We start from the raw sequence: 11,977 nt of genomic DNA on the forward strand, positions 1-11,977 counted from the left end.
CGCAGACCAACAATAATCCACCGAAAAGCAGAGGGAAGTCATGCACGGCATGCTCAAGGGCGCGCTGGCGCTCGCCATCGCACTGGGTACTTTTGAAGCTCAGGCACAGAACGCGGACCTGATCCTGTACAACGCCAAGGTCTTCACCGCCGAGCCTGGCCAACCGTTGCAGCAGGCCGTTGCGGTTGCTGGCGGCAAGGTGCTGCAAGTGGGCTCCAACGAGGACATCCGCAAGCTCGCCGGTACCGGCAGCAAGCAGGTCGACCTGGGCGGCAAGGTACTGATGCCCGGCTTCATCGACAGCCACTCTCACTCCATCTTCGGCGGCCTGGAGCTGATCTCCGCCAGCCTGCAGGATGAAGAGATGGACCTCGACGCCTTCGTCGCCCGCCTGAAGCAGGACCGCGACAGCGGCAAGGCCAGGAACGGCGACGTCGTGGTGATGAACGGCATGAACTCCAGCTACTGGTCCAAGGCCGACGGCCTCGCCGAGCGCCTGAACCATGGCGAATGGGAGAAGGTGCCGGTGATCCTGATCGGCAGCGACCACCACACCGCCTGGGCCAACGCCGCCATGCTCAAGCGCGCCAAGCTGGACGCACAGCGAGTACGCGGTCTCAGCTCGCTGGAACAGGGCAACATCACCCACGACAAGGCCTTCAACCCCACCGGTTTCCTGGTGGATTCGGGCTTCGACCTGGTCGCCGCGACCATGCCCGCCGCGAGCACCGAAACCATGGACCGCGCCGGCCGCGCCGCGGTGAAGTACAACAACAGCCTGGGCATCACCGCCTGGATGGACCCGGCCGCCAACGGCGCCCCGGGCGAGGCGGTATTCAACATCAAGCCCACCGAGAAGACCGTCGGTGTACTGCCGGTGTACCGCGACCTGGCCCGCGACGGTGAGCTCACCGCCCACGTTGCCGCGCTGCAGGTGGTCAACCCCAGGAGCACTCCGGCCGATCTGGACGTCATCGAGAAGGTCCGCCAGCAGTTCCAGGGCATCCCCAACCTGACACTGCCGGGCATCAAGGTCTTCGCCGACGGCGTGATCGAATTCCCGGCGCAGTCCGCCGCGCTGCTGGAGAACTACAAGAACAGCCACAAGCCGGGCGAGCTGCTGATCGATCCCAAGCACTTCGGTGAGCTGGTCAGCGCCGCCGATGCCCGTGGCTGGCTGGTGCACGTGCATGCCATCGGCGACCGCGCGGTGCGCGAATCGCTCAACGGCGTCGCGCAGGCGCGCAAGGACCGGCAGAGCGGCGTGACCCACTCGATCACCCACTTGCAGTTGGTCAACCCCAAGGACTTCCCGCGCTTCAAGCAGCTGGGCGTGATCGCCTCGATGCAGCTGGACTGGGCCACCGCCGAGCCCTACACCGTGGAGCTGGTGAAGCCCTACATCGCCGACGAGGCCTACCGCTACATGTACCCGGCCAAGTCGCTGCTGGACAACGGCGCCATCATCGCCGGCGCCAGTGACTGGCCAGTGTCCACGCCCGACCCGCTGAAGGCCATCTACCAGGCCGTCACCCGCCAGGGTGAGGAAGGCGTGCTCAACGCCGCCGAGCGCGTGGATCGCCAGACCATGTTCTACGCCTACACCCGCAACGCCGCGCAGACCATCGGCCTGGGCGACAAGATCGGTAGCCTGGCCCCCGGCAAACAGGCCGACATGGTGGTGCTCGACCGCGACGTGTTCACCGTGCCCGACCAGCAACTGGACGAGGCCCGCGTGCTCCACACCCTGTTCGAAGGCCGCGAAATCTACCGCGCCGAAGACCAACCGGCTCTCTGAGCCGGGCTCCTGCGCCGGGGCCTGAACACCCCCGGCGCCTTGCCCGCCAGCCCAACTCTTGCCGCAGCTTTCCGAGTTGACCGGGAGGGTCGGCGCTGCGCGGGATTTTTCATCTGCCCACAGACAATCACAACAAAGGGACCCCCGTATGAATCGCCCGCAATGGCTTGTCGGCGCGCTGCTCGCCTGCGCTCCGCTCACCTCCGTCCTGGCCGTGGAGCTCGGCGAGGGCTTCGCCCTGCAGATCGACACCGCCCTGGTCAGCGACTATCGCACCCGCGGTATCTCGCAGACCCAGGGCGATCCTGCCGTCCAGGTAGGCGCCACCCTGCAGCACGCCTCCGGCGCCTACCTGGGCGTGTGGAGCTCGAACGTCGACTTCGGCGGCGGCCTGAAAACCCGCCAGGAGCTGGACTACTACGGCGGCTGGTACTGGCAGGCCAACGACGATATCGCCCTGGACCTGGGCTACATCAAGTACGCCTATCCCAAGGAAAGCCAGTTCAACCAGAGCGACACCTACGCCATCCTCCATGCCTACGGCTTCGAAGTGGGGACCTACTACGGCAACGACTATCCCACCTACTTCGGCGAAGACCAGGCCAACCTTTACACCTACCTGGCCTACAACGCCGAGCTGCCAGCCGAGTTCAAGCTGCGCGTGCGCTACGGCCGCAACGACGCCAAGGACCCGCTCTACCTCTCCGGGAACGGCAGCACGCGCGATACCTACCATGAGTGGGAAGCCAAGCTCAGCCACGAGCTGCTGGGCTTCGACTGGGCGGTGAGCTATATCGATACCGACCTGTCGCAGAACGAATGCCGCACCCAGTTCGGCTTCGGCGACGTGTGCACGGCAACCGTGGTCGCGAGTGTGAGCAGAAGCTTCTAACGCGGATGGACGGGGCGCGAATGGTGCGCGCCCCGCTCGCCCAGCAGGGCGATGGCGCACAGCGCCAAAGCGGCGATGTTGGTGGACACCGGGTTGAATGCACCCAGCAGCAACTGGGGAGCGAACAGCGCTACATCCACCAGCAGCGCCAGCAAAGCGAAAGCCGCCAGCCACAAGGGCCAGCGACTGCGACGAAGCAACAGGATGCACAGCGCCAGGACTATCTCCACCGCACCGGCGACCTGGGCAACGCGCAGGGTCGACAGAGGCCAGTCGTGGGCCTCGATCATGCGGATTTCATCGGGGCTGAGGAACAGCAGCTTGGGCACCAGCCCGTGGTAGAAGAACACCACGCCCAGCGCCAGGCGCGCGATGGCCGCGCTAGTCATTGCCAAGGAAGCGCCCGCGGTGCTGTGGCGACGGCAGCAGGCAAGTATCCTCGCGGCCGAACAAGCGATAGCGGTTGAGCGCGACACGGTCATAGAACCAGTCGCGCAGCGGCCGAGGCACCAGCCAGAGCACACGCAGCCAGTTCCACGGCGCCGGCAACTGGCCGATTACGCGCAGGAAGGCATCGCTGCGCTCGAAGCCTGCGCGACCATCAACAAAGAGCATGGTGTCAAAGTATTCGGTGGGCAGGCCGAACCAGTCGAGAATCGCCTGCCCCTCGGCGGACTGCACGCTGCACAGCTTCACGCGGCGCTCGCGGTCGTGCCGCAGAAGGAAGCGGCTCCAGCCATTGCACAGCCGGCAGGTGCCATCGAACAGCACGACCTTGTCGTCGGGCAGCATGTTGGGGGGCAGAGCCATGGCGTCGCCTCCAGAAGCCTGGTGAAGCAACTTTGCCCGCCGCTTGTGACAAGCCATCGACTCACCCATTGGCCAATGAAAACAACCGGTACTCCACCCATCCCGGCCCCAGGCGCCCCTCGCCCACCGCCAACTGATGGTTGAGCCAGCGGTAGCGGTCGTCGCCGACCTCGAAGCGCGGCTGGATCATGAAGTAGGTATCGCCGAACTCGGTGCTGTCGCCCCGCGAGACCGCATGAATGATCTTCGGATTGGCCACCAGCAGCCCGTTGTGCTGCATCAGGATACGCGCGCCATCGTCAGTACGCAGCACCAGGCGCACCTCCAGGTGCCAGCCGCCATCGCTGTCCACCAGGATCCAGTCGCCGCCGCCGGGTAATACCTCGCCACTCAGGCGCTGTCCCTTGAAGGTGCCGCCGCCGGCCGCCGAGATCAGTCGTTGACCCTGCGGCACGCGGCCGATCTCCAGCGGCACACTGGCCTTCACGTTCATTTCCATCAACGGCTCGAGCTTCATCGCCAGCTCCTGAACAAGGTCGTCGTAGACGCATCAGTAAAGCAGCCGGGGCGCGGTGCGGCCATCTGCTCAGGACGATGGACCGAAGCGATAGCGCAAGAGTCGCCCCATGCGGCGCATCGCCGGAATAGCCAGGGTAATCTCGTAAAGCAGCCGCATCCCCAGGGACAGCCGGCCGATCTGCGCACGGTCGTAGGCGGCGATGGCGTCGACGAAACGCAGGGCCGGCACCTGTTGCTCCAGCTCCTGCGGCTCGTCGATGCCCCAGTGCAGTAAAGCGCCGGTACGCCGGATCATCGGGTTCCACTGCAACAGGCGGATGCCCAGGCGACTGTAGCCGTCGAATACCAGTTCGCCTTGGCCGAAGCGCGCGGTCAGCGCAGTCAACAGGCGGACCACCTCGTCAGTTTCCACATAGGGCAGCACGCCCTCGGCGACTATCAGCAGTGGTCGCCCGATCGGCACCACGCGCCACCAGTCCGGCGCGGTCAGGGAGCTGGCCAGCAAGTGGCAGTTTTCCCGCGCGGGATACAGGCGCTCGCGCAGCGCGATCACTTCCGGGAAGTCCACCTCGAACCACTGCACGCTGGACGGCGGATCGATGCGAAAGACCCGGCTGTCCAGCCCGCAGCCCAGTTGCAGGACCACACAGACCGGATGCCGCGCGAGGAAGTCGCGCACCCAGTCATCGAACAGCCAGGCCCGCAGGGCGATACCCACCTGCTCGGCACGGCCGATGTGCAGGCGGACGAAGTCGTAGTCGATCTGCTCCACCGCCTTCCACGAGAAACGATCGCGCAGCAGGCTGTCGGGCAGCTCGCTCTCCTTCGCCTTGGCGTACAGGGTGATCAGCAGGGTTTCCGGCGTGCCGCGCAGGGTGATGCGTTCCACGTCATTCGTGCAGGTAATAGAGCTTGTTGACGATCTGCCAGCCGTTGCCGATGCGCAGCAGGGCCAGGTAGTCGGTGAAGTGCATGCCGAGGAACTCGTCGGTGACCTTGGCGACCGCGCTGTCGCCGGTGATGTCCAGCGACTTCAGCTCCCAGGGCGGTGGTGCGCCTTCGGAAGGCGGCGACTCGGCCTTGATCGCGCCGATAAACTCGTCCAGCGACGCCCACTCCAGAGCGCCATGGTAGTTGCCGATGATCTTGCAGGACGGATGGAAGGCCAGGCGCAAGCGCGCCTCGTCACCGAAGGTCATGCCCTCGACATAGTCCGTCAGCACGCGGTTGATGGCGGCGCTGTCCGCCGTGTAGTTGCTCATCGCTGCAGCCCTCCCGGCCGGTGACCAATGGGGCAAGGCTAGCACCGCACCCCGGCCTCGCCCTTGCGGGCGACGACCGGAGCCCGGACATCAGACAACCGCCAGGTGCCGCTTGCGGGTCGGCGGCGGGAAGGCGGCGTCGAGAGCTTCGAGGTCCTCGGGCGTCAGGCGCAGTTGCAGCGCGGCGGCGTTATCGCGTATGTGCAACGGCTCCACCGCCTTGGGAATGGCGATCACGCCCGGCTGGTGGATCAGCCAGGCCAGCGCCACACGGGCTGGAGTGGCGTCGTGGCGGCCGGCGATTTCTCCCAGCACCCGGTGGCGCAGCAGCTTGCCGCCCTGCCCCACCGGGCAGTAGGCCATCAGCGGCATGCGCTGTTCCTGGCACCAGGGCAGCAGGTCCCACTCGATGCCGCGCTCCTCCAGGCTGTATTGCACCTGGTTGGTGGCGCAGGCCGGTTCGTTCAGTTCCTGCAGGTCGTCGAGGTCGAAGTTGGACACGCCCCAGCGCTTGATCTTGCCGGCCTCGCGCAGCCGCTCGAAGGCTTCGACGGTTTCCTCCAGCGGATACTGGCCGCGCCAGTGCAGCAGGTAGAGGTCCAGGCTATCAGTGCCCAGGCGCCGCAGGCTGCGTTCGCAGGCCTCGGGGATACCGCGCCGGCTGGCGTTGTGCGGGTAGACCTTGCTGACCAGGAAGACCTGGTCACGCAGGCCGCTCAGCGCCTCGCCGACCACCTCTTCCGAGCCGCCCTCGGCGTACATCTCGGCGGTATCGATCAGGGTCAGGCCGCGCTCGATGCCTTCGCGCAGCGCGGCGACCTCGCGCTTGCGCTGGAAGCTGTCCTCGCCCATCCGCCAGGTGCCCTGGCCGATGGCGGGAACGGCGGTGCCGTCGGCGAATACTACGGTGTTCATCTCGTGCTCCTTGTTGCGCTGGTAATGGGGACACGGGGCCGGCCGCCCGAACTCGGGCGGCGGGGTGTCAGGTTAGCGCAGTTGCAGGAAGCGAGGGGCGGATCAGCGGTTGGTCTGCAGATTCCGGCGCGCGGCGTGGCGCTCGATGGCCAGTTCGATCAGCCGGCTGACCAGCTCGCTGTAGGTCATCCCGGCGGCCTGCCAGAGCTTGGGGTACATGCTGATGCGAGTGAAGCCGGGCAGCGAGTTCAGCTCGTTGATCAGCACCTCGCCGGTCTGCGTGAGGAACACGTCGACCCGCGCCAACCCTGAGCATTCCAGCGCCAGGAAGGCTTCCACGGCAAGCTGGCGGATCCGCTCGCTGGCCTCGGCGGGAATATCGGCGGGCACCACGACCTTCGCCGCGTCCTCGTCGATGTATTTGCTGTCGTAGGAGTAGAAGCCGCTGCCGACGACGATCTCGCCGCAACCGCTGGCGATCGGCTGTTCGTTGCCCAGTACCGCGCACTCGATCTCGCGACCCTTCACGGCGGACTCCACCAGCACCTTGTCGTCGAAGGCCAGCGCCAGGCGCACGGCTTCGTCGTAGGCCGCTTCGTCCTCGACTTTGCTCACGCCCACCGAGGAGCCCATGTTCGCCGGTTTGATGAACAGCGGCAGGCCGAGCTTGCGCTGCGCCTCGGCGAAAGGCGTACGCGCGGCGCTGGCGCGGGTCAGGGTGACGAAGGGCGTGATGGCGATGCCGGCGTCACGCAGCAGGCGCTTGCTCACGTCCTTGTCCATGCAGATGGCCGAGCCCAGCACGTCGGAGCCGACAAAGGGAATGTCGGCCATGCGCAGCAGGCCCTGCAGGCAACCGTCTTCGCCCTGGGTACCGTGGACGATGGGGAAGATCACGTCGACGTGATCGAGCAACTGGCGGCTGCCGGTTTCCACCAGTTGCTGCTCGGCCTTGCCCGGCACCACGGCCAGCTCGCGGTTGGAACGGTTGAGGGCGATGAGCGCCGGGTTTTCCTGGTTGAGCAGGTAGTCGGAGGCATCGTTGAGGTGCCAGCGGCCTTCCTTGTCGATGCCGATCAGCACTGGCTCGAAGCGCTCGCGGTCCAATGCGTCGACGATGTTCTTCGCCGACTGCAGGGACACCTCGTGCTCCGCCGAACGCCCACCGAAAATCACCCCAACGCGCAACTTGCCCATGACAGCCTCCGAATCGTCGATGGGCGCTTTCTAACACGGGCTCCGGCGCTTGGGTAGGAACAGTGGCCAGTGAACAGACGGGACGCCCCTCATCAAAATCGGCTCAATGCCTGCGCCAGCTCCCGGGCGGCCTGACCGCTTTGCACGCCGGGGAACAGATGGGTGAAAGACAAGGCCACGAAACGCCCTTCACGTACGGCGCGCAGGCGCGAGAGCACCGGGTCGGCACGTAGGGTTCGAATCTTCTGCTCGGCCGTGGACCACAGTGCATCAGCCAGCAGGATCACGTCCGGATCGCGCGCCAGCAGTTGCTCACTGTTGGCGGTGAAGCCACCCAGATCGACGTCCTCGAACAGGTTGCGCCCCCCGGCAACGTGCAGCAACTGGGTGACCACGCCGCGCCGCCCCTGGCTCTCCAGGCCGTTGCTGGCACTGTCGAGGTAGAAGACTTTCAGCAGTAGGCGGTCGGTCGAAAGCCGGCGTGCTTCGGCCAGTTCGGCTCGTTGCTGGGCGACCAGCTTGCGCGCCCGCTCCTGCTCGCCGAGCAGGTCGCCCAGGGTAGTCAGGTCCGTCTCGACACCGCTGAACAGGTCGTCCTGCCACACGCCACAACCGGCATCCAGCAGGTAGCTGGCGACGCCATGGCCGGCCAGTTCCTCGCGGGACAGGTTGCCCAGCCGGAAGGCCGAGGCGAAGCCCGCCACCACCAGGTCCGGTCGCTGCGCGTAGACCGCTTCCGCCGACGGATACTGGCGCGACAGCAGCGGCACGCCGCGATAGCTTCCCTTCGTCAGATCGAGATCATCATCGATGTACGCCACGCCGATCAGCCGCTCCCCGGCCCCGAGCGCCAGCAGCAGGTCGGCGGCGTGCTGGTTGAGGGCGAGGATGCGCTGCGGCGGGTGGTCGAGTCGCCAGGTTTGGGCGCAGTTGCGGTAGTCCTGGGCGGAGGCCGTCATTGCGCTGAGCATCACAGCCACCCCGAGCGCCTTAGCCAGCCTGTAGGAACGTGGGGGACGCCTAGTCATTGCTCGCGAACCTGCCCGGATACCCATGGCATCAAGCGGTTCGCGAGCAAGCTCACTCCTACGAAGAGCAACCTGTGCTTCATGGCTCACCGTCCACACGCAGTTCGTCCACCGGCACGCCATCACGCAAATGCTCCGCCACCATCCGGCACACCTGCTCGTCACTGCGCAGGCCATACCAGACGCGTTCGGGATAGACCGTCAGCAGCGGCCCGCGATTGCACGGGAATTGGCAGCCGGTGCGGGTCAGCAGGGCGCCCTCGGCGTTCTCGTACAGATCGAGGCGGATCAGCTCGCGACGCAGGGTCTTCCATAACGGCAGCGCACCGCGCCGCACACAACGCGGCCCGGTGCAGAGGAACAGGTGATGCCGGTGCGGCGGTGGCGCGGACCAGTCCGGCTGCGACGGCACTTCGCCGACGCCCTGGCAATCCAGCTGTTGCGCCGGATCATCAATCGCCGCCAGCACCGCCGCCGCATCCAGCCCGCGCCGGCCGAGCGCAGAAGCGGTGACCTTCGGCGGCGGCGCCTGCGGGTGCTCCGCGAACAAGGCAGCCAGTTCAGCCCGCAACCAGTCGAGATAGGCGCCGTCGCCGGTCGGTTCAAGGTCCACCAGCAGCAGTTCTCGCTCCTCGGCCAAGAGCTCGCGCACCCGCGCCCACAGCGAATCGAAACCCTCGCCGGTATCGATGCATTCGACACCGGCAAGACGCGCCGATACCTCGCGATGCAGGCGCTCGCCCTGGGCTCCGGCCAGCGGGCCGACCAGCAGGATGGCCTTCATCAGAAGCTGAAGGTGTAGCGCAGCTCGGCGGTGCGCGGCCGGCCGAGGTTGTCCACCTGGCGGATGCCGTTGCTGGTGCGACCAGTGGCGTAGTCGCGGTCCAGCAGGTTCTCCAGCAGCAGGCTCAGACGGTGCGCGTGGGCAGCGTCGAGGTAGCGGTAGGCGTCGCCGTCGAGCACCGTGTAGTGGCCATAGTCGTCGTCCTGGGCGCTGACGATGGAGCCGATATAGCGCGTGGCAAGGCCCGCCCCCCAGAGGCTGTCGTCATAGCCCAGGCGCACACGGGCGAAGAAGTGCGGGATGTTGTTCACCGTCACCCCCTCACGGCTGTCCACCAGGTTGCGCGTGGCGTCGGCCGAGACCTGCCAGTGCCGGCCAACCTGCAACTGACCGTTGGCTTCGATGCCCCGTACGGTGATCTCGCCGTTGCCGTTCACCCACTGATCGCCCGCGAGGGTGATGAGATCGGTGATCTCGCGGCGGAACAGCGTGACGCTGCCGCTCCACGGCTGCTCGAACAGCTCGCCGTTGTAGTCCAGGCCCAGCTCGGCGTTGCGGCTGCGCTCGGGCTTGAGGTCGCGGTTGCCGACTTCATCGCCCGGCTCGTTGACGAACAACTGCTCGGCGGTGGGCAGCTTGAAGGCGGTGCCGAACTGGCCGCGCAGCTTGAGCTGCTGCGTGAGGTCGTAAAGCGAGGTCAGCATCCACACGGTGGCGCCTTCACCGCCGGAGATTTCCTCGCGGCGCACGCCCAGGCTCGGGTGCCAGTCGGGCAGCGCCTCGATGTTCGGCCGCAGCTGGGCGTAGAGCGCGTGGGACTCGGCCTTGTCGTTGTCGATGATCAGCACATCGTCCTGGCCCTTGTACCACTGGTTGTCGTTGCCCAGGACCAGCTCGTGACCGCCCGCCAGCTTCGCCTTGCCTTCGAGCTGCGCGCCCCAGTCGGTGAAGCCCCAGTAGTCGTTGTGATTGAGCACCTGGGTGCCGCCGCCCTGCAGGTTGTAGACGCGGTCGTAGCGGGTATCCCAGTCATTGATGTGGGTCTTGGCGAACCAGCTGAAGTCCTCGCTGACGCTCTGCTGGAAAGTCGCCGTGGCAATCTGCTGCACGCGGTTGTTGCTGGTGTGGTGGTTGGAAGTTGGCCGGGCGAAGTCCAGCTCGGCGTCGGCGTACTGGTAGAACAGCTCCAGCCGCGAGGCATCGCCGATGGCCTGGATGGCCTTGGCGCCGAATACGTTGACGTCGTAGGAGCGACGCTTGTCGCTCACCGTGTCGGTCATGTCGCGGTCGCGGTAGGGCTGGTAGCCGTCGGAGCGGTTGTGGCTGACGTAGGCCATCAGGCCGAGGTCGCCCAGGCCGTTCTGCGCGATCTTCTCGGCGCGGGCATCACCACTGCGGCCCTTGAAGGTGTCCAGGCCGAGATTCACTTCGCCGGCCGCCTCGCGGCTCCGCGCGCTGCGGGTGACGATGTTGATCACCCCGGACACCGCCTGGGTGCCGAACAGCAGGCCCTGGCCGCCCTTGAGCACTTCGATGCGCTCCACCGCGGTGGTCGGCAGGGTGTCGATGTAGATGCCGCCGTAGAGGCGGTTGTTCAGCCGCACGCCGTCCAGCAGGATCAGCGTGTCGTCATTACGCCCGCCGAGCAGTGAGTAGGTGCCGTAGTCGAACGGTCCGTTCTTCGGCGCAACGAACAGGCCGGGCACGACCATCTGCAGCACGCGGGTGATGTCGGCGCTGGGGCCGGCGCGTTCGATCTGCTGGCGGTCGATGACCTCCAGCTTGCTGCCGTAGCGGGCCATGTCGGCCACGGTGGTGGATTCCACGGAAGGGCCGCTGACGATTTCATCGGCCAGGTCGAGCGGCGCCGCAGCGAGCTGCGAGCCAAGGACACAGAGAGGAAGGACAGAACTCCAGCGCAGGACACGCCGGTTCAGGAACGAAGAATGTTGCAAGGTGATCGCCTCGAAATCGGGATTTCGCAGGCGGCGCAGCGACACCCGGAACGAGCGCGCCCCGGGAACCGGCTCACGCCCGCCCACCGCGGGTTTGCCAAACAGGTTCCAGGCCGGTCTCCGGGCTTGCGAGGGTCATGAAACGTCCGCCTTCCCATGCCTGAGCACAGTGGCCTAGTGGATGCTTCGCTCGCTTACCGTTGCGGGGGCAGCGCCGGACTGGTCGCACGAGGGCGACGCACCGGCTTCCCGTTTCACCCCACGCACGGCGGCGGGGGGCACCTGAAACGGGGCGAATCTGAACACTTGGCGGACGAAAGCGTCAAGCGCAGGGGTTGGGCAGGATGTTGCGGGCTTGGCGCGAAAGCGCGGGATCAGTGCCAGGGATCGTAGGTGCCGAAACTCCAGATGTGCCCTTCCGGATCACGGCAGGTGAAACCCTGGCCGCCGTAGTCCTCGTCCTTGATGTCGATGACGATCTGCGCGCCGCCGTCCACTGCCGCGCGATACAGCACCTCGGCATCCTTCACCACCACGTAGATGCTCTGCGTGCAGCCGCCCATCTCGTCGGGCTGGCGCATCAGCCGGCCGTATTCGTTGTCGTGCAATGACCCGAGCATCACCAGCCCGCTGCCGTCGGCCAGCGCCAGCTGCGCGTGGGCGATGCCGCCATGATCATCGGCGACCACCAGTTGCCGCTGGAAGCCGAAGGTGGCGCACAGCCAGTCGATGGCCTGGGGCGCATCGCGGTAGCGCAGGCAAGGGATGACGCTGGGGCGGGCAATGGGAGCGGGCGTGGACATGGCGGTCTCCAGCA

13 protein-coding genes and 1 riboswitch are annotated in these 11,977 nt (G+C 66.4%); of the genes, 2 read left to right on the forward strand and 11 right to left on the reverse strand.

The features are described 5' to 3' along the window. Positions 1-40 precede the first annotated feature (40 nt). Positions 41-1,798, forward strand: a complete 1,758-nt coding sequence (locus tag ACIPK7_RS02680; RefSeq protein WP_401085043.1) for an amidohydrolase — start codon at positions 41-43, stop codon at positions 1,796-1,798. 148 nt (positions 1,799-1,946) lie between these two features. Further along, entirely contained in the window at positions 1,947-2,690 is a 744-nt protein-coding gene (locus ACIPK7_RS02685; protein WP_192430689.1) for a TorF family putative porin, read from the forward strand. Here ACIPK7_RS02685 and ACIPK7_RS02690 read toward each other — a convergent pair. From ACIPK7_RS02690 to ACIPK7_RS02740, 11 genes are all read right to left on the reverse strand, one after another. Continuing rightward, complete coding sequence (locus ACIPK7_RS02690) at positions 2,687-3,079, reverse strand: DoxX-like family protein (protein WP_192430690.1); 393 nt, start codon at positions 3,077-3,079, stop codon at positions 2,687-2,689. The genes ACIPK7_RS02685 and ACIPK7_RS02690 overlap by 4 nt on opposite strands. Then, positions 3,072-3,500, reverse strand: coding sequence for a thiol-disulfide oxidoreductase DCC family protein (locus ACIPK7_RS02695; protein ID WP_192430691.1), 429 nt, complete (start codon positions 3,498-3,500; stop codon positions 3,072-3,074). Before ACIPK7_RS02695 ends, ACIPK7_RS02690 begins: the two co-directional genes overlap by 8 nt. 61 nt (positions 3,501-3,561) lie before the next feature. Further along, positions 3,562-4,017, reverse strand: a complete 456-nt coding sequence (locus tag ACIPK7_RS02700; protein WP_151186157.1) for a DUF3237 domain-containing protein — start codon at positions 4,015-4,017, stop codon at positions 3,562-3,564. A 69-nt stretch (positions 4,018-4,086) separates the two neighbouring features. Then, positions 4,087-4,908, reverse strand: coding sequence for a class I SAM-dependent methyltransferase (locus ACIPK7_RS02705; protein WP_401085048.1), 822 nt, complete (start codon positions 4,906-4,908; stop codon positions 4,087-4,089). 1 nt (position 4,909) lies between these two features. Beyond that, a complete protein-coding gene (locus ACIPK7_RS02710) occupies positions 4,910-5,281 on the reverse strand; it encodes a nuclear transport factor 2 family protein (RefSeq protein WP_192430693.1) in 372 nt (123 codons plus the stop codon). A 90-nt stretch (positions 5,282-5,371) separates the two neighbouring features. Continuing rightward, positions 5,372-6,196, reverse strand: coding sequence for an aldo/keto reductase (locus tag ACIPK7_RS02715; protein ID WP_401085051.1), 825 nt, complete (start codon positions 6,194-6,196; stop codon positions 5,372-5,374). Between the two features lie 102 nt (positions 6,197-6,298). Further along, entirely contained in the window at positions 6,299-7,393 is a 1,095-nt protein-coding gene (ddlA, locus tag ACIPK7_RS02720) for a D-alanine--D-alanine ligase (RefSeq protein WP_401085054.1), read from the reverse strand. 92 nt (positions 7,394-7,485) lie between these two features. Continuing rightward, positions 7,486-8,364 carry an ABC transporter substrate-binding protein gene (locus tag ACIPK7_RS02725; RefSeq protein ID WP_401085057.1) on the reverse strand — a complete coding sequence of 293 codons (879 nt, stop codon included), beginning with the start codon at positions 8,362-8,364 and terminating at the stop codon, positions 7,486-7,488. Between the two features lie 136 nt (positions 8,365-8,500). Continuing rightward, positions 8,501-9,205, reverse strand: a complete 705-nt coding sequence (locus ACIPK7_RS02730) for a (2Fe-2S) ferredoxin domain-containing protein (protein WP_401085059.1) — start codon at positions 9,203-9,205, stop codon at positions 8,501-8,503. Beyond that, positions 9,205-11,061, reverse strand: a complete 1,857-nt coding sequence (locus ACIPK7_RS02735; RefSeq protein WP_401085587.1) for a TonB-dependent receptor plug domain-containing protein — start codon at positions 11,059-11,061, stop codon at positions 9,205-9,207. The genes ACIPK7_RS02730 and ACIPK7_RS02735 overlap by 1 nt, the downstream gene beginning before the upstream one ends. 192 nt (positions 11,062-11,253) lie before the next feature. Continuing rightward, positions 11,254-11,461: riboswitch (cobalamin riboswitch) on the reverse strand. 73 nt (positions 11,462-11,534) lie between these two features. Then, complete coding sequence (locus ACIPK7_RS02740) at positions 11,535-11,963, reverse strand: VOC family protein (protein ID WP_401085062.1); 429 nt, start codon at positions 11,961-11,963, stop codon at positions 11,535-11,537. Positions 11,964-11,977: the final 14 nt, after the last annotated feature.

It is taken from the genome of Pseudomonas sp. NPDC086581 (genome assembly GCF_044746165.1).
Lineage (GTDB): Bacteria > Pseudomonadota > Gammaproteobacteria > Pseudomonadales > Pseudomonadaceae > Pseudomonas.

Excerpts from the sequence above, each read along its gene's own strand:
- ACIPK7_RS02680 (WP_401085043.1), top strand. The coding sequence starts at position 41 with ATGCACGGCATGCTCAAGGGCGCGCTGGCGCTCGCCATCGCACTGGGT.
- ACIPK7_RS02685 (WP_192430689.1), top strand. The coding sequence starts at position 1,947 with ATGAATCGCCCGCAATGGCTTGTCGGCGCGCTGCTCGCCTGCGCTCCG.
- ACIPK7_RS02690 (WP_192430690.1), bottom strand. The coding sequence starts at position 3,079 with ATGACTAGCGCGGCCATCGCGCGCCTGGCGCTGGGCGTGGTGTTCTTC.
- ACIPK7_RS02695 (WP_192430691.1), bottom strand. The coding sequence starts at position 3,500 with ATGGCTCTGCCCCCCAACATGCTGCCCGACGACAAGGTCGTGCTGTTC.
- ACIPK7_RS02700 (WP_151186157.1), bottom strand. The coding sequence starts at position 4,017 with ATGAAGCTCGAGCCGTTGATGGAAATGAACGTGAAGGCCAGTGTGCCG.
- ACIPK7_RS02710 (WP_192430693.1), bottom strand. The coding sequence starts at position 5,281 with ATGAGCAACTACACGGCGGACAGCGCCGCCATCAACCGCGTGCTGACG.
- ACIPK7_RS02715 (WP_401085051.1), bottom strand. The coding sequence starts at position 6,196 with ATGAACACCGTAGTATTCGCCGACGGCACCGCCGTTCCCGCCATCGGC.
- ddlA (WP_401085054.1), bottom strand. The coding sequence starts at position 7,393 with ATGGGCAAGTTGCGCGTTGGGGTGATTTTCGGTGGGCGTTCGGCGGAG.
- ACIPK7_RS02725 (WP_401085057.1), bottom strand. The coding sequence starts at position 8,364 with ATGCTCAGCGCAATGACGGCCTCCGCCCAGGACTACCGCAACTGCGCC.
- ACIPK7_RS02730 (WP_401085059.1), bottom strand. The coding sequence starts at position 9,205 with ATGAAGGCCATCCTGCTGGTCGGCCCGCTGGCCGGAGCCCAGGGCGAG.
- ACIPK7_RS02740 (WP_401085062.1), bottom strand. The coding sequence starts at position 11,963 with ATGTCCACGCCCGCTCCCATTGCCCGCCCCAGCGTCATCCCTTGCCTG.